This window comes from Rhizobium sp. CG4, assembly GCF_023701965.1.
Taxonomy (GTDB): Bacteria; Pseudomonadota; Alphaproteobacteria; order Rhizobiales; family Rhizobiaceae; genus Agrobacterium.
The window spans coordinates 108,561-131,763 of record NZ_JABAEG010000013.1; the positions used below are offsets into that span (position 1 = coordinate 108,561).

At 54.1% G+C, this 23,203-nt stretch carries 22 protein-coding genes and 1 pseudogene; 11 read left to right on the plus strand and 12 right to left on the minus strand.

The window, feature by feature from the left end; translation table 11 throughout:
• Positions 1–54: 54 nt before the first annotated feature.
• A complete protein-coding gene (locus tag HGO37_RS25510; RefSeq protein ID WP_250985820.1) occupies positions 55–570 on the minus strand; it encodes a GNAT family N-acetyltransferase in 516 nt (171 codons plus the stop codon).
• 315 nt (positions 571–885) lie between these two features.
• On the opposite strand from HGO37_RS25510, the gene HGO37_RS26440 reads away from it, so the two are divergent.
• The 5 genes from HGO37_RS26440 to HGO37_RS25530 all read left to right on the plus strand — a co-directional run bounded on the left by HGO37_RS26440 (position 886) and on the right by HGO37_RS25530 (position 5,470).
• Entirely contained in the window at positions 886–1,020 is a 135-nt protein-coding gene (locus HGO37_RS26440) for a hypothetical protein (RefSeq protein ID WP_259149273.1), read from the plus strand.
• 187 nt (positions 1,021–1,207) lie between these two features.
• The gene (locus HGO37_RS25515) at positions 1,208–2,284 is read left to right on the plus strand and encodes an ABC transporter substrate-binding protein (RefSeq protein ID WP_250985821.1); all 1,077 of its coding nucleotides are present in this window, start codon (positions 1,208–1,210) and stop codon (positions 2,282–2,284) included.
• A complete protein-coding gene (locus tag HGO37_RS25520; RefSeq protein WP_250985822.1) occupies positions 2,281–3,363 on the plus strand; it encodes a FecCD family ABC transporter permease in 1,083 nt (360 codons plus the stop codon). The genes HGO37_RS25515 and HGO37_RS25520 overlap by 4 nt, the downstream gene beginning before the upstream one ends.
• On the plus strand, positions 3,360–4,184 hold the full coding sequence (locus HGO37_RS25525) for an ABC transporter ATP-binding protein (protein ID WP_250985823.1): 825 nt from the start codon (positions 3,360–3,362) through the stop codon (positions 4,182–4,184). The genes HGO37_RS25520 and HGO37_RS25525 overlap by 4 nt, the downstream gene beginning before the upstream one ends.
• 11 nt (positions 4,185–4,195) lie before the next feature.
• Entirely contained in the window at positions 4,196–5,470 is a 1,275-nt protein-coding gene (locus HGO37_RS25530) for an NtaA/DmoA family FMN-dependent monooxygenase (protein ID WP_250985824.1), read from the plus strand.
• Positions 5,471–5,710: 240 nt separating this feature from the next.
• Here the strand turns inward: HGO37_RS25530 and HGO37_RS25535 are convergent, their stop codons facing one another.
• Together HGO37_RS25535 and HGO37_RS25540 are read right to left on the minus strand one after the other, a co-directional pair.
• A complete protein-coding gene (locus HGO37_RS25535; RefSeq protein WP_250985825.1) occupies positions 5,711–7,102 on the minus strand; it encodes an amidohydrolase in 1,392 nt (463 codons plus the stop codon).
• A 9-nt stretch (positions 7,103–7,111) separates the two neighbouring features.
• Positions 7,112–8,335 (minus strand): MFS transporter, encoded by a 1,224-nt coding sequence (locus tag HGO37_RS25540; protein ID WP_192490282.1) that lies wholly within the window; start codon positions 8,333–8,335, stop codon positions 7,112–7,114.
• 171 nt (positions 8,336–8,506) lie between these two features.
• Here HGO37_RS25540 and HGO37_RS25545 point away from each other — a divergent pair, with 171 nt between their 5' ends.
• Positions 8,507–10,360, plus strand: coding sequence for a GAF domain-containing protein (locus HGO37_RS25545; RefSeq protein ID WP_250985826.1), 1,854 nt, complete (start codon positions 8,507–8,509; stop codon positions 10,358–10,360).
• On the opposite strand, the gene HGO37_RS25550 is transcribed toward HGO37_RS25545, so the two are convergent.
• Positions 10,348–11,529: an MFS transporter gene (locus HGO37_RS25550; RefSeq protein ID WP_250985827.1), complete on the minus strand. Its 1,182-nt coding sequence runs from the start codon at positions 11,527–11,529 to the stop codon at positions 10,348–10,350. The two genes, HGO37_RS25545 and HGO37_RS25550, sit on opposite strands and share 13 nt — an antisense overlap.
• 106 nt (positions 11,530–11,635) lie before the next feature.
• On the opposite strand from HGO37_RS25550, the gene HGO37_RS25555 reads away from it, so the two are divergent.
• A complete protein-coding gene (locus tag HGO37_RS25555) occupies positions 11,636–12,121 on the plus strand; it encodes a MarR family winged helix-turn-helix transcriptional regulator (protein ID WP_502941462.1) in 486 nt (161 codons plus the stop codon).
• Between the two features lie 144 nt (positions 12,122–12,265).
• Here HGO37_RS25555 and HGO37_RS25560 read toward each other — a convergent pair whose 3' ends face one another.
• The 5 genes and pseudogenes from HGO37_RS25560 to HGO37_RS25580 form a co-directional block, all read right to left on the minus strand.
• Positions 12,266–13,117 (minus strand): transporter substrate-binding domain-containing protein, encoded by an 852-nt coding sequence (locus HGO37_RS25560; protein WP_250985829.1) that lies wholly within the window; start codon positions 13,115–13,117, stop codon positions 12,266–12,268.
• Between the two features lie 66 nt (positions 13,118–13,183).
• Positions 13,184–13,978 (minus strand): ABC transporter ATP-binding protein, encoded by a 795-nt coding sequence (locus HGO37_RS25565; RefSeq protein WP_192490287.1) that lies wholly within the window; start codon positions 13,976–13,978, stop codon positions 13,184–13,186.
• Positions 13,975–14,694: an ABC transporter permease gene (locus tag HGO37_RS25570; RefSeq protein ID WP_250985830.1), complete on the minus strand. Its 720-nt coding sequence runs from the start codon at positions 14,692–14,694 to the stop codon at positions 13,975–13,977. The genes HGO37_RS25565 and HGO37_RS25570 overlap by 4 nt, the downstream gene beginning before the upstream one ends.
• Positions 14,691–15,407, minus strand: coding sequence for an ABC transporter permease (locus HGO37_RS25575; protein ID WP_192490289.1), 717 nt, complete (start codon positions 15,405–15,407; stop codon positions 14,691–14,693). The genes HGO37_RS25570 and HGO37_RS25575 overlap by 4 nt, the downstream gene beginning before the upstream one ends.
• Positions 15,408–15,479: 72 nt before the next feature.
• Positions 15,480–16,495, minus strand: a pseudogene (locus HGO37_RS25580) (zinc-binding metallopeptidase family protein); the annotation flags it as partial.
• A gap of 322 nt (positions 16,496–16,817) precedes the next feature.
• Here HGO37_RS25580 and HGO37_RS25585 point away from each other — a divergent pair.
• The 4 genes from HGO37_RS25585 to HGO37_RS25600 all read left to right on the plus strand — a co-directional run bounded on the left by HGO37_RS25585 (position 16,818) and on the right by HGO37_RS25600 (position 20,812).
• Positions 16,818–17,942 (plus strand): CobW family GTP-binding protein, encoded by a 1,125-nt coding sequence (locus HGO37_RS25585; protein ID WP_250985831.1) that lies wholly within the window; start codon positions 16,818–16,820, stop codon positions 17,940–17,942.
• Positions 17,939–18,220, plus strand: a complete 282-nt coding sequence (locus tag HGO37_RS25590) for a hypothetical protein (RefSeq protein ID WP_250985832.1) — start codon at positions 17,939–17,941, stop codon at positions 18,218–18,220. The genes HGO37_RS25585 and HGO37_RS25590 overlap by 4 nt, the downstream gene beginning before the upstream one ends.
• 1,274 nt (positions 18,221–19,494) lie before the next feature.
• Complete coding sequence (locus HGO37_RS26600; RefSeq protein ID WP_502941463.1) at positions 19,495–20,142, plus strand: ZinT family metal-binding protein; 648 nt, start codon at positions 19,495–19,497, stop codon at positions 20,140–20,142.
• 166 nt (positions 20,143–20,308) lie between these two features.
• Positions 20,309–20,812, plus strand: a complete 504-nt coding sequence (locus HGO37_RS25600; protein ID WP_250985834.1) for an SRPBCC domain-containing protein — start codon at positions 20,309–20,311, stop codon at positions 20,810–20,812.
• Between the two features lie 35 nt (positions 20,813–20,847).
• Here HGO37_RS25600 and HGO37_RS25605 read toward each other — a convergent pair whose 3' ends face one another.
• The 3 genes from HGO37_RS25605 to HGO37_RS25615 form a co-directional block, all read right to left on the minus strand.
• A complete protein-coding gene (locus HGO37_RS25605; RefSeq protein ID WP_250985835.1) occupies positions 20,848–21,066 on the minus strand; it encodes a hypothetical protein in 219 nt (72 codons plus the stop codon).
• A 165-nt stretch (positions 21,067–21,231) separates the two neighbouring features.
• Entirely contained in the window at positions 21,232–22,554 is a 1,323-nt protein-coding gene (locus tag HGO37_RS25610; protein WP_250985836.1) for a TRAP transporter large permease, read from the minus strand.
• On the minus strand, positions 22,554–23,180 hold the full coding sequence (locus tag HGO37_RS25615) for a TRAP transporter small permease (protein ID WP_250985837.1): 627 nt from the start codon (positions 23,178–23,180) through the stop codon (positions 22,554–22,556). The genes HGO37_RS25610 and HGO37_RS25615 overlap by 1 nt, the downstream gene beginning before the upstream one ends.
• Positions 23,181–23,203 lie beyond the last annotated feature (23 nt).

Below are 23,203 nucleotides of genomic sequence, written 5' to 3' on the forward strand. Positions count from 1 at the left end.
TCGTACTTCATCATTCCGCCGACCTGCCTCCTATACAGGCCTGCCGATAGTTTACTAAGCAGAGGCCGTGCGTTCGAGCACGATCATGGACTGCCCTTTATAATCTCTCGTATCGAAGGCGGTGTAGCCCAGTCGACCAGCCATTTTAAGAGACGCTGCGTTATCGGGATCGATAAGGCACACGGTTCGGTTCTGGTGTAAATTGGCATTGTACCATTTGTGCGCTGCCTCGGCCGCTTCCAATGCGAATCCACGCCCGTGCACCCGCGAAGCGAATGTCCAGCTGGCTTCACCGTACCCATCAAAGGCGTCACCAAGTCCCCGGTGGAAATCCGCGATCCCGGTTTCACCGATATATTCGCCCGAACTTCTCTCAATGACGGCGAAGATGCCATAATTCAGCAATGACCAGTGGCCCGTGTAGCGTAAAATCCGATGCCACGCATCCTCGGGTGAAAAGGGTTTTCCACCCAGGAATTTGAGTACGAGGGGATCGGAGCACATTGCCAGATAAGACTGACATTCAGCCAACACGTATGGCCGTAACAACAGCCTATCAGTTTCGATCATATGTCACTCGTCATCAAAAAGCCTATCGGGCTATTTGTCTATCAAACTCCTTACGCTTTGCAACGGAAGATTGTAATTTCTCTGCCCCATGATGCGCGCTGGCTCTCATGCTCGGGCGCATTTGCCGCGCCTCTCGGGCTTGATCAGCAGAACTTCACTGATTGAATTGGAATTACAAGGTTATACCCAAAGCGCGAATATCGACGACGCGACTTCCGGTTGGGTTCGTCTGACCCGTTCGTTCTGATCTGACGCTCAGTCGATTAGTGAAAGCCCGGCAGCAATGCCGGGCTTTTTCGTGCTGATAAGACCGCGATGGTTTCAGCCTCGGGCCAGATGCATGATCTTGACCACGCCAATCGCTATGCGCCACACATTCTCACGAAGAACAATGGAATGACTGTTGATGGCGGACATCGGATGGACGTCGTCGATGTCTATTATTCCTGACCTTCTTAAACTTGCCCTGCATCCTCATTCCCGCCCCCCATTTCTCAAACCCCGATGATTGTGCAGAGGTGCAAACTCCAATCGCATTAATTTTTTAGTGTTGAGCCGTTTTTGAGAACCCCATCGCTTTAGAATTATCATTCATCAAAATAGTCTATTAAATTAGTAGATTATTTTGAGGTTTATCATGAGTGCGATTGTAAATGTTTCAAAATCCAAGGCCTTGCTGACGGGCGCTTTACTCGCTGCCACGGTGTGGGCAGCACCCGCTGCCGCGCTTACCGTGACAGACGAGGCGGGTCGCACGGTTGAACTCAAAAAACCTGCCGAACGTGCCATCGTCATTGGCAGCTACAATGTCGATATCGTCGCTGCGATCGGATCTCGAGACAAAATCGTGGGCGTAACCGGTCGCGATGTCCAACAGTACAAGTTGGCCGGTGGTAAATGGGACAATTCCTATAATATTGGCGAGACGGGCGAGGTCAATTATGAGGCGATCGTCAATGCCGATCCGGATGTTGTCATTTCCTATGCCAATGGCGGTTGGGAAGAGATTGAGCGGCAGTTGAGGGCCTTCGGGATCCCTGTTGTTGTTGCCAGCGGCTGGCGCAATGATCGCTTCAACGAAAATGTCGAATTGTTCGGCTCGATCTTCGGTCGCGAAGACGGAGCGAAAAAGGTTCTGGATTTCCGCAGCGACATCTACGCCGAGATTGCAAAACGCACAGCCGGTCTGACGCCAAAATCTGTCTATTACGAAAACGAAATCGCCTACCAGACTCCGACCAAGGGGTCTGGTTTCTATGAGGCAATCGTCAAGGGTGGCGGACGCAGCCTCTTTGAAGATGTCGTTTTTGGTGAGGCAGGCCACACGCAGGGGACTGTCTGGAAAACGCCGATTGATGCGGCTGAAATTCTCACAAGAGAACCCGATCTCGTCATTCGCGAATTTGGCAACAACTATACGGGCTCTACCAAAGATGTCTTTGACGGAGAGTGGAAGGAACTTCAGTCTCGGCCAGGCTGGGTCAATCTCGAAGCGGCCAAGAACAATAATATCTATATCGTCAACGCCTATCATCTGGGCCAGCAGGCGAAGACCCTGACTTCCCTTTATGTGGCCGATTGGCTTTATCCCGAAGCGTTCAAAGATTATCGCCCCGAGGACATTGCCCGTCGCTGGGATGAAGAGTTTCTTGGCGTGCCGTACAAGGGTGACAACGGCGTTTACTTCATCAAGGCCGGGACGGCCGGACAATGAACATGGCTTTTGCAGGCCGGAAAGATGTGGTGCTGTCGCGTGACAGCATCCACCGCCACAAGCGAACAGCATTCTGGATTTTCGTTTCCATAGCGTTTCTGATCGCCTTGGCTGTTTATGCGACCTTATCGGGGACATCGAGCTATTCGCTCAGCGAACTTTATCGACTTGCTTACGCAAAGCTGTTGGGCGTCGAGCTGACCCGCGAAGATGAGCGGCTTGCCAATGTGCTTTTGCAGCTCAGGCTGCCGCGTGTTCTCCTGGCGATCTTTGCCGGAGCGATACTGTCATTGTCCGGCGCCGCCATGCAGGGGCTGCTGCGCAATCCCCTGGTCAGCCCGTATACGTTGGGTCTTTCGCCAGCCGCGGCCTTTGGTGCGGCGCTTGCTATTCTTGTGGCGCAAACCAATGGAACAAGCGTCGGCATCACCATCAGCCTCAGCGCCATCGCGTTTTCATTGGCTTGCTCACTGATAGTGCTCGGTCTTGCTTCGGCAAAATCAATGAACATCACAGTCCTGATCCTGCTAGGCACTGCATTGACCGCGATTTTCAGTGCGCTGACATCCGGTCTGCAATACATCGCCAATGATGAGGCGCTTGCGGCAATCACACGCTGGACCTTTGGTTCGGTCAATGAAGCACGCTGGACCCATGTCGTAGTGCTGGCGGCGACAATCCTTGTTATAACGCCATATTTTCAGTTGAAGGCGGGGCAGGTTAACAGCCTGGCCTTTGCTGGTGATGACACCGCAAAAAGCCTTGGCGTAAACGTCAATCTTTTGCGTATCTCGCTGATTTTCCTGGCCGTCAGCGGATCGAGCCTTGTTGTCAGCTTCATCGGCGTGGTGGGTTTTGTCGGGCTAGTGGCACCGCATATCGCCCGCCTGATCGTCGGATCGGACCACCGTTTCCTGTTTCCGTTTTCGATGGTCACAGGCGGCGGTTTGCTGCTTCTTGCAGATACGGTCGGGCGGATGATCCTGCCCCCTCGCGTCATCCCTGTGGGGATTGTCGTGGCACTCGTCGGGGCGCCGCTGTTCATCTACCTCATCTTACGGAAAAGGAATACGCTATGAGCCTTGAGATCGAGAATCTGAATCTGCACTACCGGCGCAGGCAGGTCTTGCATGGCATTTCGTTTTCGCTCGAACCGGGTGACTTTTGTGCACTGCTGGGGCCGAATGGATCCGGAAAATCGACCTTGACGAAAGCCGTGCTCGGGCTTGCTCCCATATCCAACGGTTCTGTCAAACTTGCCGGAGAAGATCTGCTGGGACTATCGCGTCGTGATCGCGCCAAACGTATCGCCTATGTGCCACAATCCTCACCCGTGCCATTTGATCTGAGGGTGTATGATGCGGTGATGCTTGGCCGCAGCCCTTACGTAGGCATCCGCTTTAGTGAGGAGGACCATGCGAAGGCTTGCGCCGCCATCGACAAACTCGGCCTTGCCGCACTGGCTGATCGCTATGTGAACGAGCTATCTGGCGGCCAGCAGCAACGGGTGATGATCGCACGCGCATTGGCGCAGGGAACACGCGTTATGCTGCTTGATGAGCCGACCAGCGCGTTGGATCTCCGCTATCAAGTTGAGACCATGCGGCTTGTCAGAGATTTTACCCGCAGCGGCGGCATAGCGCTTATGGCTGTCCACGATCTCAATCATGCCGCCCGCTACTGTAACCGGGCAGTGATTATTGCCGAAGGGCGGCTGGTTAGTGACGGCTCGCCGCAAGCCGTTTTCAACGCTGATATTCTCAGCCAGGTTTTTGATCTGCAAGTCGATGTCAGCACGCAGGATGGCATCACGACTGTGCGGCCAGTTGAAGATGAGGACGTATTGGAGACGTCGTCGTTCCGGCATACCGAGCGCCAGTTCCATCAACTTTCCGCCTAACGGGAATTATTATGACGCAGCAACTTGAACTCAATGCCTGGATCAATTCGTCCGGCTCGGCAAATGATTCCTGGCGACGCCCGGATCTGCCGCTCGATCGTATCTTCAGCCTGGATTATTATGTCGATAACGCGCGGATTGCCCATAGAGGGGTGTTTAGCAACATCTTCATGTCGGACAGGCCGCAGTTGTTAATCAATGAAAATACCCGCCCTGAACAGACATTTGACCCCTTCGTCATTTTCGCTGCGGTGCTGTCGCAGGTCCCGGATATCGGGGCTATCGTCACAGCGTCGACGACCTATGGCGATCCCTACACGATGGCTCGGCAGCTGCAGAGCCTCAATCTTCTGACAAACGGTCGTATCGGCTGGAATATCGTCACAAGCTGGCATCCTGAAATTGCCGCCAATTTTTCAGCCGATGGGTTGCCGGGTCGCGCGGCCCGTTACGCCAAAGCGGAGGAGTTTGTGGACGTCGTGCATAAGCTCTGGGACAGTTGGCAATTCCCATGGAATGGAACAGCAGGAGATCAAAGCCCGTTCTACGGCGATGTAAAGCCTATCAACCACCAAGGCCAGTATTTCAATGTTGCCGGACCGCTCAATCTTCCAAGCCCGTCCTGGGGTCGGCCCAAGATCGTGCAGGCGGGTGGCTCGCGCGACGGCGTTGCTCTTGCTGCGCGCTACGCCGATTATGTTTATGCGCCCAGTGGTTCGCTCGAAGGATCTCGCGCTTTCCGTACCGAGTTGCGAGACGCGGCGCTTGCCCTGGGACGACCGAACAATACCTTGCCTAAGTTGATGCCGGCGATATCGCCGATCATTCGATCGACGGAGGAAGAGGTCGCTGCCTTTAAACGCGAAAGGCTTGCCGCAGCACCGGTCACCGACAAGGATATAGAACAGTTGGCGGGTGTACTTGGTGTCGATTTGACGCGAACAACTGCTGAGAAGGTTCTGTCAGTATCAGACTTCCAGGATGTGTCGCAAAGCGTCATCCCCATCGGTGTGGTGCGGGCAAGACGGACCGTCGCCCTTGATAATGGGCTGTCCTTGCGCGGACTGGCGGAGGTTGAAAAACTGCCCGGTTTGATCGCCACACCCGATGGCATTGCAGACTATCTGATTTCCTGGTGGCAGGCCGGTGCCGCCGATGGGTTCACCATCTCGCCTCGTTATCTGCCAGATGATCTCGTGTTGTTCGTTGATGAAGTGGTGCCGATTTTGCAACGGCGCGGTGTCTATCCGCGCACCTACGGCGGCCGCAGGAAAGATGCTGCCTGATTTCCCAATGAGGAAACGCAAGGGGGCGATAGTATCGACTTCGGAAGAGATAGTCAGGCTGCCTTTGTCCTTTTCGGACAAAGGCTTTGCGCTAACCTGACCGCACAAATGGTTTTGATGCCGGCGAGCGTTCGTTTGGCGACTTCGCTGATAAGAGGCTGCGGGCGGGTCAACATGTCTGGCTTCACGTAATCATCCGCTTCTCAAGTCAGGGCGGTTGGATCTGGTGCGGATTGTCTGTCAGCGGAGACGCTGCGGGGTGGCGTCTGCCGGGATCAGTGGGATGTAACTTTCGCCGCCCAACTGCTCCTGGTGTTCGCGTTTTGCGACGGCAATCAGTTCCGGGTCGGTCAATGCGCGAACAGCGGATGCAGCCAACACCTTGCCAGCCTGCAGCATGCCCTTATGGGCATAACCCGAGGTTCCCTGCGTCACCATCTGCCATGTGTGTGGAGGTGTGCCATAGGCTTCGGTCGCCACATAGACCTGGCCTGTTGGAACAAGCCAGCTGACGTCGCCGACATCGGTCGAACCATGCAGGAATGTTGGCACATCCTCAAATGCGTTCAGGTCCTCTGACAGGATCTTGCCGCGTTTGGCAATTCGGGCCTGAACTTCACTCGAAAACGTTTTCTGGATGCTACCGGCAAAATCCTTTTCGCTGTTTGAAAAACCGGCAACACCGAACTTTTCGAACTCCTGATGCATCATCCGTGCCAGCGTGACATTCGGCACAAGATCAGCCGATGCCGCATCAAAGGTAATTTCCAGTTGAGTGCCGGTCATCAGCGCTGCACCGCGTGCCACGTCCTCGACCCGTTCGGTAATGTCACGGACCTGATCCATGCGCGGGGCACGCACCTTGTAAAGTACCTGTGCCTGCGACTGCACTACATTCGGCGCGCGCCCACCGGTATCGGTGATCGCGTAGTGAATGCGGCCATCCTGAAGGATGTGTTCGCGCAGATAGTTACAGCCGACATTGGTCAGTTCGACTGCGTCCAGCGCCGAGCGTCCCAGATGGGGTTCAAAACCTGCGTGAGCGCTTGTTCCACGAAACGTGAAATACAGCTGATTGGTCGCCAGCATGCGGGCATTATAGGCGAGATTTTCATCCCACGGATGCCAGGTGAATGCCACATCAACATCCGAAAACAGGCCTTCGCGCGCCATGTAGGCCTTGCCGCCGCCGCCTTCTTCTGCGGGGCAGCCATAATAACGGATCGTGCCTTTCAGCCCTAGTTCGTCCTTGCAGGCCTTGAGCGCCAGAATGGCAGCAAGCGCGCCGGTGCCGAGAAGGTTGTGGCCGCAACCATGACCGTTACCGCCTGCAACGATTGGATCGTGGCTGGTGACACCGCTCTTCTGGCTGAGGCCGGTCAAAGCATCGAATTCACCGAGGATTGCGACGACTGGGTGGCCTTCGCCGTAGCTGGCGACGAAGGCGGTTTCGATGTTGCCGGCATTACGCGTCACATCAAAGCCAGCCTTTTCCAGCTCATCGGCGAGAAGGGCTGCGGAGCGCGTTTCTTCATAACGGATTTCAGCAAAGGACCAGATCGCATCGGATACGGATTTGAGATTGTCGGATTGGGACGTGACGGTCCGTTCGATAATGTCGAGGTAAGTCATTTTATTCCTTCAGGCGGTCTGTTCGACAGGCTTTTTGCCGTGCACGGCGGGAAAGGTGGTGGCGATGATGCAGACCAGAACCGCACAGGCGACAATCACCGAGAACGCGATGCCGTAATTTTGATTGGTGGCCGAAAGGACAGCTCCGATCAGCATCGGGGATGCAAAGGAACCAAGCTGGGCGAGCGAGTTGATCAGGCCAGTCGCCGTTCCGACGGTGTTCTGTGGGAAGTGCTTCATAATGCTGACGAAGACGCTGATCGAGATCGCATTGAGGAAGACGTTGGAAACCGAGAGATAGGCAAAGGCGAGCGGAATGGATTCTTCATTGGCCATCAGGTAGATGAAGATCGCAGACACGGCAGAGCCGATGCAGATGAGATACTTTTCCTTTTGGTGGAAGTAGCGGTCGAGCAGCCAGCCGCAAGTCAGGAAGGAAATAAACCCGAGTGCTGGTGGGATCATCGAATAGGCGCCCATCTGCACCATGCTCATACCTTTCACCTTCACCCAGTAGGACGGCAGCCAGGACTGCAGACCCCAGAAGACGATGTTGGTGAAGAAATAGACGAGCGTGATTTTCCAGGTCAGCGAGTTTTTCAGCAACGCACCAATGCGTTTCTTTTCGGAAACCTTTTCAACCTTTGCCTTGGCAACGGACTGGTCATCTACTGGCTTCATGACGAAGAAAAGCGCGATTGACATGCAGATGCCGACGCCGCCCAGTACATAAAACATCATCTGCCAGCTATGGGCGGCAATCAGTGCTGTAATGACGATGGAGCCGACGGCAAAACCAACCGATGCGCCGGACTGCAGCACCGACTTGGCGCGCGCCATCTGCGACTTTTCAAAATGTTCCGTGATGGCAACCGATCCGCCTGCCGGAAACACCGCTTCACCTGCTCCAGTAACGGCACGCGCAGCGGCAAGACCCACTGCGTTACTCACCGCGCCGGAGACTGCCGTTCCAAGCGACCAGACGGCGACAGCGGAACTGAGAACACGCCGCGCTCCGAAACGGTCCACCAGATAACCGCCGATCAGCTGGGTCATCGAATATGCAAGAAAAAACGCGCTGATGATCATGCCCTGATGATCTGAGCTAAGGCCGAACTCCTCACTGATCGGGATGATGGCGATGTTGATTGCGGTCTTGTCGATAAAACCGACAACCCAGCACAGGAACAACATTCCTATGATCACATGGCGACGTTGTATATTCGAAAACATGTCTAGAATTCCCCTTGCTTTGGCTTTTGTTCTTTGTGGCACCCCCTCAAAATAAAGCTATGTTGAAACATACATGAGAATGATTATTGTTATGTGTGTTCAGCCATAAAGGTTTCTATGAAAATCGATTTGCACTCTCATTCTCGGCTGCGCGAATTGGCGAGATCCGGGATGATCCGTTTTCAGGATTTTGATGTCGACATTGAAAACGCACCGCTGTCTTTGAACCACTCCATCACGCGTGCAGGTGGCAGTTTATTGCTCGTTGTTGACCATTCGCATTTTACTGCAAAGCAAACGCGGTTTGAAATTTTCGGCAGCAAGAGTGAGATGATTGTCGCCGAAATCCTGCAAATCGTCAGGGATGAAATCATTTCTGTTCAAAGCAAGACGGTCAGCATGCTGGCATCGGTCAACGCTGCTGTCATCAACTCGCTGGACGACAATGAAATTGTCGATAACGTCTTGCGCGAAGTGATGCACGTCTTGCCTCATTCGGATGCCGGGGTATTTCGCTTGTTTGATGAAGACAGCGGTTATCTTATCCCCGTTTCGTATGACGGACTTCCTGATGATTACAAAGACTATCGCCTGCAACCAAACGAATCCGTTTCCGGTGAAGTGTTCACCACCGGCCGGCCTTCGATCCATAACGGTCGTCAAAACATTATTGATGCCCACCGGGTCATGCGCCCTGAAAATCAATCCTTCATGGAACGCTCGCAAATTTCCAATGCGCTACTGTGTGTGCCCGTCATGGCCGAAGGTAAGCGCCTTGGTACTCTGACGACGCTGTGTTTTTCACGCGACGGTGCTTTTTCGGTGTTCGACCGGCAGGTTCTTGAATCCCTAGCGGCGCAGGTTGCGATCGCTTACCAGAGGTCGCTTGTCTACCAGAACGCGCTTGCGACATCTGACCGGCTGGAAGCGATGCGGAGCGATCTTGCCCGCAAGAATGCAGAGCTTGATCGTGCGGTTCAGTTACACGACACATTGCTGCGTATATTCTCGACCAGCGGCGGGCTGGCTGAACAACTTGCCATGGTCGCCAAGCTGTTCAATGTCGAGTTTCGGTTCGAAAACGTTCTTGGTATGGACTATCACTCCGGGCAGTGGAGCAGCGAGCGCGAAACACTGCAGCAAGTCGTTGAGGTGGCTGAGGCGCCGGTTGGATACTTCCATTTCGATGTGTCTGGTGACACCAGTTTTCACCGCGCTTTGTTTGGTACGTTGGCCGCCTTTGTCGCGCTGGATTTCGTTCGAGACATGTCCCGCGTCAATGTGCTCAACGCCAGCAAAAAAGCCTATTTCGAGGATCTGGCTGAGGGCATAGAGGGCGACGTTCTCAGATCGCAATTTGGCTTCAGACCGGATCGTTTCAGCCAAATCCTAGTTGCGACGCCTCCCGGTGAGCGGGCGCTCGTCGGAGCGCAACTGGCCTTGCACAAACATGAGGTCGAACTCCAGAACGCAACTAAGTTGACCAATGCTCTTGTGTTTCATGAGCGCGAGCAGATCGTCATGCTTTTTTCGGCCTCGACCATGGCGGCGCTTGAGAGAAACCTTGCGGTATTGATGGATGCAACAAGTGCGGTGTCGGTATGCATTGGGGCGAGCGATATTTACGAACAGCCGGGTTATCACAGGTCTGCGCAGGCCCAAGCCATAAAGGCGGCTGAGTGCCTTTTGCGACGGGGCCGTCCAGGTATACTAACCAATAGGGACATGGGCATCGAGCTGCTATTAGGTGGGCGTGACCGGCAAGAAGTATTGCGCTTTACCCGCCAGGTCCTGGATCCACTTCTCAATGACCAAAAACATCGCGTCCTTTACCAGACCTTGTTTCGCTACGTGCAGGAGGGAAAGTCGGCGGGCCGCACAGCTGATGCGTTACAAATTCACACCAATACGCTTTATCAGCGACTGACCCGTATCGAGACCCTGACGGGGCGCAACATTGCTGATGCTGCGGATTTTACCTTGCTGAGCGTCGCCTGCCAGCTTCATGTTGCCTACGCAGATTGAGTTGATTGTATCTCTGACGAGCAAATTCTGTCAGTGGGACGCAAACGAATGGCGATACTGGCAAGCACCACACAAAGCCCAGACATCAGCCACCATGCGGGTGTCAGGTCAGAGAGGTTTTGTCGCAATATGCCGGCGACAAAGGGGAGTGTAGCGGCCAGTACATATCCTCCCCCTTGGACAAAGCCTAGGATTACACCAGCTTCACTACCCTCACCGTGGTCCAGCGAGACGATTAGCGACAAAGGAAACAGTGCGCCGATCCCCAGTCCCGCAAAAATTGCAGCTGGCCAGGCCAATGCAAGAGGCGCAAGGCAAAGCATAAGCATTCCGACAAGCAGAGATGCCAATGCGGTTAGCAATGCCGGTCTGCGATCATGGCTGCGATCCACACACAAAGAGACGGCAATTCCCGCGACGACTTCAGCGGCTGTGAGGGCGCCGAGAATGTTTCCTGCTGCCTGAGGCGACCAGCCCAGCTGGGTGAAAAATGGTGGTAGCCAAGCCAGAACAAGGGTGTAGGCCCCGGTTCCCAATCCAAAAAAAGCAAGCAGTGCCCAGGCCCGTGGCGACCTGTGAATGTTCAAAGCTGACGAGGTTGCTATGACCTGCGGGCTGTCTCGCGTTATCAGCCAGCTGGCAATTGCCAAAAGGGCAGGGAGTGCCCATGCGCCAAGTGCTGACGGCCAACCCCAAATATTTGCAAGCCACGGCGATATCATGCTGGCGAGCAGCGCACCGCCCATAATGGCGGTTGAATATAACCCCATGAGTTGAGCGGTCTGAGAACCAGCGCGTCTCCTGACAACGGTCGGCATCAGTGCTTGCACGATTGCGATGCCAATGCCGCCTAACGTTGCCGTGAGCAGCAATTTTGTCGACGTCGGCCCGCTGATCCGAGCGAGAGCGCCTAAGAAAATGAGTGCCAGCCCAAGAAGGATTCCTCTGTCTTCGCCGATAGTCCGTCGAAGCCATGATGTTCCAAGAAGGCAAACGCCCATCATGACGACAGGCAGTGTTGTCAGAAGGCTTGCGGCGCTGTCGTTAAGGCCGGTATCTCGTTGTATGCCATCGAGTAACGGGCCGATGGATGCAAGAATGGGGCGGAGGTTAAGGCCAACGAGTATGACGCTTGTAAAAAACAGGAGAGAAGAAGGACACTTGTTCATTTTTCTGCCAGAACTATTGCCGGGAAGGCTCGAGGATTATATCTCTATGTAGAGCTATATGTTTCGATGTAGAGACAATATATCTTGACGTCAAGATAGGTGGGGTATGGATAGAGCGATGTTTGCGGCCACACAGTGGGCCCATGAAATGCCGACGATAAAGACTGGTCCCATGGTCCTGCTTGGTCGGTTGAACGAGGCTGCGTTGGTCATTGGTCGCGACCGGCTTGGTCCGGTCTTTACAAGCTTTGGACTGCAACCCGGCGAATTCGATGTGTTGGCGACGCTTAGACGCAGTGGTGTTCCCTACGCGCTGACGCCGACGGAACTTTACGAAGTGGCGATGATCTCCTCCGGCAGCATGACGAACCGAATTGATCGGTTGGAGAAAGCCGGGCTGATCGAGCGTCGCCCAAACCCATCCGATAAGCGCGGTACGCTCGTTGCGCTCACCGCAGACGGGTTAGCGTTGATTGAGAAAGCAGTCGTTGCCCATGTTGCAAACCAACACCTGATTGTGGAGGGTTTGAGCAAGGATGAGCAGGAAACCCTGTCTGCGTTGTTGGAAAAGCTGCTGTCTTCGCAGCGATGAGATTGTTCATGTGACGCGATCGCACGTTTGATGGCATGCGCCATGACCTTCAAAATGATCAATGCGGAGAACCTGCTTATCTCGTAACGCCTCAAAAGAAAGGCCGCCCTGAGGCGGCCTTTTTTTTAAAAACGTGTTCAAAGATTATGGCGTGACGTCGAAGCCGAACCACTTTTCAGACAGGCGCTTCACAGTGCCGTCTGCTTTCGCAGCGTCGATCGCCTCATTAAACATCTTCTGCAGCTCAGGTTCGCCCTTGCGCAGACCAACGGCAACACCACGCCCAAGAATGCCACCCTTGAAGAATGGACCGGTCATAACGATGTCTTCGTTGCCTGGCTTTTTGACGGTGTCGCTCAGATAGGCAAGCGATGCGACAACGAGATCAACGCGACCGGACTTCAGGTCGAGATCGTGCTGGTCGGTGGTCTTGTACTCGCGGATATCAGTGGAATCCTTGAAATATTTTTCGAGAAGCGTCAGGCCCAGCGACGCAGTCTGCACGCCGATCGTCCGTCCCTTGATTTCCGCAACAACGTCGTCAATCGCCTTCTGGGCCGCAGCTTCGTCCTTGGCAAGATAAAGCGTTTCACCCGTGTGTGGCAGCTTGGCGAACGGGCTGTCCTTCAGCGTCGCAAAAGTCTGTGGTGTCAGGCCGTAAGATACCGAGAAATCGATGGTTTCTTCACGCTTTGCGGTCGCTGTGAGGCCTGCCATAATCGCGTCGAACTTGCCAGCGTTGAGTGCCGGAATGATGCCGTCGAACGGCTGCGCAATCATGGTGCATTCCACCTTCATGCGTGCGCAAAGGTCTTTGCTCAACTCAATTTCATAACCATCCAGCGTGCCATCAGGCTTGGTGAAGTTGTAGGGCCGGAAGGCGCCTTCGGTCGCGATGGTGATCTTGGTCCATGTCTTTTCTTCAGCGTGTGCCGAAGCGGCGGTCACAACGATGGCTGAAACGAACAGGGCTTTCAAAAATCCCTTGGTCTTCATTTTACTTCCCTTACTGCAGTTAAATGCCAAACCGCGTTTGGCATGAATGAATGCCGTTTAAAATATTCAGCCCGCATTTTCGTGGCTGATGAATTTACGAAACCGCTCCGATCTGGAGTTGGTGAACACGTCTTCCGGCGCGCCGTCTTCTTCCACCACGCCCTGATGAACAAAGATGACACGGTTCGATACGTCGCGGGCAAAACCCATTTCATGGGTGACGACCAGCATGGTCCGTCCTTCTTCGGCTAGCCCACGCATGACACGCAAAACTTCGCCGACCAGTTCCGGGTCGAGTGCGGATGTAGGTTCGTCGAACAGCATGACTTTGGGTTTCATTGCCAATGCACGGGCAATCGCGGCGCGCTGCTGCTGTCCACCGGACAGGTGAGCCGGATAAAAGTCACGCTTGTCCGCGATACCGACCTTGGCCAACAAGGCTTCCGCCTCATCGACACATTCGGCACGGGGGCGGCCCTGAACATAGATCGGAGCTTCGATAATGTTCTCGAGGATGGTCTTGTGTGACCAAAGATTGAAGCTTTGGAAAACCATGCCCAGCTCAGAGCGGATGCGTGAAACCTGCTGTTTGTCGGCAGGAAAAGCCTCACCCTTCGAATTTTTGGCCATGCGAATGGTCTCGCCGGAAACAGTCACCGTGCCGGAGGTCGGGATTTCCAGCAGATTGATACAGCGCAACAACGTGGACTTTCCCGAGCCCGACGAGCCAAGAATTGAAATGACTTCGCCTTCTCGCGCTTCAAGCGAAATGCCTTTCAGCACTTCATTCGGGCCGAAGCTTTTTCGCAGGTTCTCAACGTTCAGCGCCACCGGGGCATTGGCAGAGATAACTTTACTCAAAGTGATTTTCCTTCGGTGAGGATGCTGACCGTTGGCTGGCGCAGATAGGGTGTAAGCCTGTATTCCGCGATCAGAAGCAGGCGGGTCAGAACGAAATTGATGGCCAGATAGATTGCACCGGCAATGACGAATACCTCAATGACGCGGTAGCTTTCCGAGATGAGTTTCGCCGCAATACCGGTGACTTCCATCAATGTAATGATCGAGGCAAGCGATGTTGCCTTGACCATGGAAATCATCTCATTGCCGTAACCGGGCAGGGCCTGCCGGATGGCAAGTGGCATCACGATGCGTCGGAAGCAGGTGAAACGCGACATGCCGCAGGCCCTGGCTGCTTCAACCTGGCCGTGAGGCACGGACAGAAGACCGCCACGGATGATTTCACCGGCATAAGCGGCATTGTTCAAGGTCAGCGCTATGATCGCACACCAGTAGGGTTCGCGCAGAATGGGCCACAGGAAGGAGTAACGGATCGCCGGAAACTGGCTAAGCCCATAATAGATGATGAATATCTGCACCAGAAGTGGTGTGCCGCGGAACAGGAAGATGTAGAGGCGTGCAATCCAGTCAAGCACAGTGACGCCGGACAGGCGCATCAGCGCCAGTAACAGGGCAAGCACTGCGCCGCAGATAATGGCGCTGACTGCCAGTTGCAGAGTAAGGGGCACGCCACCCATCATTGCCATCAAGGCTTCGGTGTAAAATTCCAGGTTCATTTTGCCCTCCTGACACCACGTGAGAAGTGTCGCTCGGCGGCCTGCAGCATCGTGCCTGAAACCGAGGAGATCAGCAGATAGAGCGCGCCTGCGATCAGGAAGAAGTTGAACGGCAACCCCGTAGACCCGGCACCGATCTGCGCCTGACGCAGAATATCAACAACACCAACGACAGAAATGAGCGCGGATTCCTTCAGTGCGACTTGCCAGACATTGCCAAGACCGGGCAAAGCGTGGCGAAGCGCCAGCGGCGCGATGATGCGGCGAAACTTCAGTGCCTGTCCCATGCCGCAGGCAGAGGCTGCTTCCAGCTCTCCCTTCGACACGGCACGGAATGCACCGCGAAACACTTCGGTATGATGGGCGCCACAGGAAATGCCGATGGCCAGCACCCCGGCAAGGAAAGCCGGAAAACCGAGAAAACCTTGCGCCCCGAAAAACTTGCCGATGGCGGTCACGGCCGCGCTGCCGCCGAAATAAAACAGATAGATAACCAGCAGGTCGGGAATGCCACGAATGATCGTCGTGTAACCATCAGCGATTGTCCGCAATGTACGCCCGCCGGAAATCTTTGCCCAGGCGGCAAAGACGCCAATGGCTGCACCAAGCGCAAAGCCCATCGCCGCCAGCGATACCGTCACAAGGACAGCCATGGTTAAAACATAACCCCAGCCGTCAGGACCGAAGCTGAGAATGTCGAAAAAGGCCTTCATGGTGTATCAGGCCATAATTTGAGGGGGCAATTGAACGTCATTTCACTTTCCGTCAACTCCAGGAGCTGTCTTTCATTTCGTTTCGACGGGCAGAGCCGGCTGCACGCTGTCAGGGATCGGATTTACGAACGTAACGCCGTCCAGCTTACGCGCGTGGTCTCGCTTGGCTTCTGCAATCCGATCGGGATTTCGAAACAGTTCGACCGCCGTGTTGCCCATGACTTTGGCAGCATGAGCCATTCCTTTATGAGCAGCAGGCAATTTTCCCTGCGCCACCATCTGCCACGAATGAAGCGGCGTGCCAATAGCGCAGGTCGCACCACGCATCTGCACGGTGGGGACAACCCAGCTTACCGTGCCAACGTCGGTCGACCCGACAAGGGAATTATCGCCGTGGTAGGGCTGATAAATAGCATCGCATAACGCGAGATCGGTCTTTGGCTCGACACCAAAACGGCGGAAGGCGTCAGCGATATCTTCCTTGGTCAGCGTTGCTTGAAAGCGCCGCGCTGTTTCCTGATCTTTTTCATCGAAGACAGGCGGCCCGAGCCGCTCAAACTCGCGCTGCATGAGGAGTTCGAGCGGGACATTTCCGATCAGATTCGCGTCACCACTGACGATTTCACTTCGTACTGTGGTTTCGGTCATCAGGGCTGCATCTTCCGCAATCTTTTTGACGCGTTCGAGCAGGGATTGCATGTCCGGAAGGCTACGGGCGCGTATCAGTTAACGAACAACGGCCTTTGCCTGCACGACATTGGGGGCAAACCCGCCAGTATCCATCACGGCGTAATGAATACGTGCAGAGGATTGCATGTGCTCACGCATGTAATTTTCGCCGACATTCATCAGTTCGACTGCATCCAGTGCACTTCGGCCTAGGTGAGGTGAGGGGCGGAAGCGGCATGGGCGGCACGGCCGGTGAAATGGAACGTTATCTCATTGCAGGCGAGTGAAACTGGATCATTGACGCCGGAAAACGGTGCCGGGTGCCAGCAAAAAGCAATGTCCACATCGTCGAACAGGCCTTCACGGACCATGAAACCTTTGCCTGAACCACCTTCTTCGGCCGGACATCCATAATATTTGTTGTAAGGCGAAAAATCGATCTTAACTCGTGAGAGTCGAATTGGCGTCTGCTGAGCAGGATCGCACTCAATTTATCAGAGTGATGGCTTAACGGGCAGCTCAATTTGTCAGATAAGTTTCTGCGCTTTTGGCCCAGTGAGAGCATCGATGACATTATCAAAATGGGTTATCAGATAGAAAGTTACGTTATAACAATACATAATGCTTGACGCACGTAATGTCATAACATATTCGAGTTGCGCTGACCCAACGCACCTAGTTCAGCGAATCCGGGTGCCGCGGACAACAAGACTATTCTCATGTCCTTACTGCAAGATGGTAATGCTCCACCAGCTGTTCAAAAGATCGCAACCGTCTGGTCCGTCTCAAGTCGATGGCCACAGCAACGAAGTTTCCGTGCCGGTATTGCTCCTGACGGGGTTTCTTGGTTCTGGAAAGACCACTTTGCTTAATGAGATTCTGACCGATCCACGCATGGCGGGCACGGCTGTTATCGTCAATGAATTTGGTAGTGTGCCTATTGATCACGGTTTGGTGCGTGTCGGATCGGAACGGTATTTTCAAACAACAACCGGATGCATTTGTTGTACCGCGACCAGCGATATTCGCGTGTCCTTATATGAATTGCACGATGCTATGCAAAAGCGGAAAATACCGGCTATCGATCGTGTCATCATAGAAACCACCGGACTGGCCGATCCTGCTCCCATCATAAACAGCATCATACCCGGAGGTGCGCCTGCCACCGCTCTGAGAGATCATGTGGTTGCCAGGCAATTCCGACTTTCTGGAGTTGTGACCACTTTCGATGTTTTGAACGGCCGCATGACACTTCAAAGCGTCATCGAAGGTTGGAAGCAGCTGGCTTTTGCTGATCATATTGTTTTGACAAAAACAGATCTGGCCGATGAGAGGAAGGATTGGGTGCGTGAGCTCAAGTTGCTCAACCCGGCAGCACATTTTCACGATAAAAATGATGCCGATTTCAAGATTGCGGATCTCTTGGACGGTGATGCTTATTCCATTTCAGGCAAGGCCGAGGATGTGGGCGGCTGGTTGGCAATGGAAGCGCTGACCGAACATGCAGACCATACACACGACATTCACCGGCATGGTGACAAGATAGAAGCTGTGGTGTTGACGCATGATGTGCCCCTGTCTCAGCAGGCTTTGCAAACTTTTCTCCATGTTATCACGACGAATACCCGGTCCGGCCTGTTGAGATTAAAAGGCATATTCGCCCTTGCGGACAATCTGGAAAAGCCGGCCATTGCTCACGCGGTGCAACACCGACTCTATCCGATTGAACGGCTGAGTGCGTGGCCCGATCACGACCGTTCCAGTCGTGTCGTACTGATCGGGCTGGATATGCCGCTTGGTCCAATTCGCGACCTGTTTCGCGCCGTGGCAGCAAGTCCTTCGCGAAAACGAGGTGCAAGGACATGAGAGCAGCATTCCAAAACCCGTTGGCGCGTGGCACCTCAGATATCATCGCAAAGGCGCGGTCCATCAAACAATGGGCCCGGCAGGTGTTGGCAATTCCGGATGTTGGGGTTGTTTCTGTCAATGAAATCTCATGTGCTCTGCCGGATTGCCCGCCAAAGGAAACCGTCATTCTCGTGATGAGCAATGGCGACACGATCCAGGTCTCCATTCACAAAGCCATGGCGGACGTCTTGGAACACGATGTCGCTGATGCTTTTCGAGCGCTTCAGCATTCGTGAGGTGTGGAATGAAACTTCGACATTGGCCGCTGCGATAGGCGGTGGCTGAAACCCCGATATTCCCCGGTTTCAACAACCGTAAAACGTAATGATATATCATTAAAAAGGAGAGAAACGTGAGACACTTACTTTTGGGCGTATCCGCCCTTGCGCTATCGGCAAGTTTGATCGGACCCATGGCCTTTGCCGATGATAGCGCTAGTGAGAATGTAACATTGTACCGCGTCTTTGTTGGAGACCATGACGAGGGCAAGATTACCGCGTTTGATCTGGAAAAGCCGGATAATCGCTGGACATTTGATACCACCGGCCAGAACAAACTCTATAGCGTCAATGAGGGGGCAGGCATCGTTGCCGTTCAATCGGACAATGATGCTGTCAACTTCATCAATAGCGGTATTTCCCTTCATTCGCACGGCAATCATTCTGACATCGAGATTGCTGACCCGGCTGCGGTAAAAGAAACGCTGATTGGTCCGCGCCCATTCCACGTCATCGATCATGACGGCAAGGTGGTCGTTCACTTCGACAAAGGTGGATATGCCGACATCATCGCGGCACATGATTTGTCCAAAGGTGAAATAAAATCAACACGGTTGACACAAGCGCGTGCCCATCATGGATTTGTCGCACCTGTTGGCAAGGGTTGGGTGACGACGGTTGCCTCTGACGCACCTGTAGAAGGCGACGCAGCACCATCACGCGTCGGCTTGCAAGTTGTAAGCGTCGACGGCACGCCGGTTGGCGATGTTGCAACGTGCACCGGCATCCATGGCGAAGCTTTTTCGGGTGCCTATCTGGCGGCCGGGTGCAAGGAGGGGATCATCACGGTGACATCAGGTAAAGGTGGTTTGGTCACCAGCATGCTGAACTATCCCGATGACCTTTCTGCAGGCGAGACCACAGGCACCTTGCTTGGTGCCAAAAGCATGCAGGTGTTCCTTGGAAATTATGGAGCAAAGGGCGTGGTTGTCGTTGACCCTGTCGATGCCCCCAACTTCCGTTATATCGAGCTTCCCTTCCGTCGCATCGATTTTGTCCTCGATCCGGCCAATGCCCGGTTTGGATATGTCCTGACAGAAGATGGATCCCTTCATCAGGTTGATGTGCTGGACGGTACACTGTCCAAGACTGCCAAAGTGACCGAACCCTACTCCATGGATGGCCACTGGAATGATCCTCGGCCCCGTATCGCGATGGCCGGTGATGAGATTGTCATCAGCGATCCAAATGCCGGCTTGGTACGCCGTATCTCCAAGGATGACCTCAAGGAAATTGGCACGATCGCTGTTGAAGGCAAACCCTACAACATTGCGGTAGCAGGTGGCAGCGGCAAGGTTCATGAACATGGTGAAGACCATGACCATGCTGGCCACAGCCACGGTGATCCGAAGATCTACGCAGGCTATTTCGAAGATGCGCAGGTCAAAGACCGCCCAATCTCCGACTATGCCGGCGATTGGCAGTCGGTTTATCCGTTCCTGCAGGACGGCACGCTTGACCCAGTATGGGCTCACAAGGCCGAGAAGGGCTCCATGAGTGCCGAGGAATACCGTGCCGAATACGAGATCGGTTACAAGACCGATGTGGATCGGATCACCATCGAGGGTGATATTGTCAGTTTCTACAAGGGCGGAAAGCCGACGAAAGGCAGCTATGCATATGACGGCAAGGAAACTCTGACCTACAAGAAGGGCAATCGTGGTGTGCGGTTTATCTTCAAGAAAACCGAAGGTGATGCCGCTGCCCCGCAGTTCATCCAGTTCAGCGACCACGGTATCGCACCGAAAAAAGCCGACCATTACCATCTCTACTGGGGTAATGACCGCGCCGCTCTTCTGGAAGAAGTCACGAATTGGCCGACCTATTATCCGTCATCGATGGACGCAAAACAGATTGTTAGCGAGATGAAGGCTCACTAAACCAATTAAAACCGGCGCCTGGCCGGAAAGGCTGGGCGCAGGGCTCCTGTGAAAGACCATGTGTCTCTTGCATGCGGGAGTGACGGAGACATTGCCGCCGCAAATTCTTCGAAATCCATTTCTAGCATTGGGTGACATCACCCAAGAGGTGGAACAGGAGGAAGCGATGAGCGAGCGCACTAGCAATGCAGGTTCTGCGCGGAACCGTACGTCAGTCGAGCGCAGAGGAGATCGCGAACTCGTTGTGATCAGGGTGTTCGATGCGCCGCGGAGCAGGGTGTACGAAGCGTGGAGCCAGTCTGAACTGTTCCGGCGGTGGTGGTTCCCAAAATCGGTGTCCGGTGTTTCGCTTGTCTCGTGTGAGCTGGATGTTCGAACCGGCGGTAAATATCGGCTGGAGTTTGCTGTAACAGGCGCGGAAACCATGGCCTTTTACGGCAAGTATCTCGAGGTCGTGCCGAATGCGCGTATGGCCTGGACCAATGACGAGGGCGAAGAAGGCGCAATCACGACCGTGACCTTTGAGGACCGAGATGGTCAAACACTGCTGACTTACCATGAGGCCTATCCTTCAAGTGATGGGCTTGAAGAAGCGCTACACGGATCGGCGGCCGCTTTGCCCGAGCAATTGGATCAACTCGAGGCATTGCTGTCCAGTCACGCGGAGTAAGGTCGTTTGGATGATGAAAAAATGTGATTTTTGGCTCAGTCCAATTTCGCCTTTTGGCTATCCTTCGCTTTCCTCCACTTCAGCAGATAGCCGAAACCGGGACCGATCAATATTCCACCGATTACCCATTGCGTGACGGTCAGCGGGCGCTCATCCGGATCATGGCCGATGATGAACAGATAGAGGAAGAATATCGCCACGCCAGCAATGATAAGCGCCACAGGAAACAGCAGGCCTTTGCGAAAACTCTCCATATGTATTCCCCCCTTGTTGCCGTGTTTTGTGCAGAACCAAGCTACCGCAGAAGAAGGTCCTGGCAAGCGGCTTTTGAGGAGCGACGAAGGCAATGGCATGTGCAAAACAAAACCGCGGCTGACGCAAGGTCGACCGCGGCTTATGGGGCAAGAGGCGTTGCTTTTTTACATTCCTAGTAGCCTTGGCAAAAAGAGCGTGATTTCCGGAATGTAGGTGATCATCATCAGGAAAACGATGGCTGTCAGCAGCCAGGGCACGACAGATTTGGAGACTTCCGTCAGACCCAGTCGTGAGATCGCGGAACCAACATAGAGGTTAAGTCCAACTGGCGGCGTGGCGAGACCGATTTCCATATTCACGATCAGGATGATCCCGAAATGGACCGGATCAACCCCCAATTTGACGGCGATCGGATAAAGAATTGGCGCCATGATGAGGATGATTGCCGATGGCTCCATAACCATGCCAATCACCAACAGCATGATGTTGACGATCAACAGAAAGCCAATCTTGCCGAAACCAAGCGAGACGATCCAGTCGGACATCAGCTGCGGAATCTGTTCCGATGTCAGGATGAACGCGAACATCACGGCATTTGTGATGATGTATAGCAGCATGGCTGACATGGCTGCGGACCATAACAGGATGCGCGGTACATCCTTCATGCGGATGTCTTTATAGACGAAGACGGCAATCACGAAGGCGTACACGGCCGAGACTGCAGCCGCTTCGGTTGGCGTGAACAATCCACCATAAATGCCGCCCATGATGATAACGACCAGCAAAAGGCCCCACACCGACTTTCGAAACGCGACAAATCTTTCGCGCCATCCGGCTCTTGGCAGACGCGGATAACCATTTTTCCAGGCACGCCAGACGGTGGTTGCGGCATACATGGCAGCAAGGATCAACCCCGGCACCACACCGGCGATAAAGATCTGTCCGATCGATGGAGAAAATACCGTTTCACCATCCGGTCCTACTGCGAGCATGCCGGACGTTGCGACGGCATACATCACCATGACGATGGAAGGTGGAATGAGGATTCCCAAACCACCGGCTGCGGCGACCGGACCGACGGCAAACTGCGGTGGATAACCCATTTTGACCATAGCCGGGATCATGATGGAGCCGACGGCCATGACCGTTGCTGGGCTTGAGCCTGAGATCGAAGCGAACAACGCACAGGCCAGAACCGCCGCGAGGCCCATGCCGCCATGCCAATGACCGACCATGGAGGTGGCGAACCCGATCATGCGTTTCGCGACACCGCCATGGGTCAGGAAATTGCCCGCCAGAATGAAAAACGGGATTGCCATGATTTCGAACTTTTCGATGCCTGTGAAAAGTTTCAGGGCGATGGAATCCATGGGGATATTGGTGAAGGCGAACAGGAAGCTGAACACCGTCAAACCGAGGGCGATCGAGACAGGCATACCTGTCGCCAGCAGAATGGTCAGGATTGTAAAAATGATGAGGGCGGTCATTATCGATGTCCTCCATGCTGAATGGCGGACTCGTCTTCAACACCATCCACGTGTCCAAGTTCGTGGTGAATGATGATGCCCTTGGTGATGTAAAGATGGAGCGCCTGAATAAACCGGAAACACATCAAGGCGGAGCCCAGGGGAACCGCGAGATAGACGATCCACATTGGCATTTCGAGGTCGGCGGAAATCTGGCCTCCAACACCCACGTGGTAGACAAATGTCGAGCCGATCCAGACAAGTATTGCGGTGAAGATCACGCCGCCTGACATTGCAATTATCGTCACGACCCGACGACGGTTGTCATCCAGCATGTTGACCAGCATGTCGACACCGACATGGATGCCGATACGTACGCCGTAGGCGGCGCCAAATTTAGCCATCCAGACAAAAAGATAGATGCAAGCCTCCTGAGCCCATGTCAGCTTGATGGCGTTGATGTTGGCAAACACCCAGCGCGCCCATGCCTGAAGTTCGGGCATGTTGTTGGCACGAGCGAAACGAACGAGATCGGCAGCATAACCGATCGAAAAACGGTGAAGAACAGCGACGAAGATCAATGTCACGGCAGCCGCCATTAGCGCCGCGATAAGGATTTCTTCGAAACGGTCGAGCATGCGCAGCATAGTCAAACCTCACGAATAAGAGA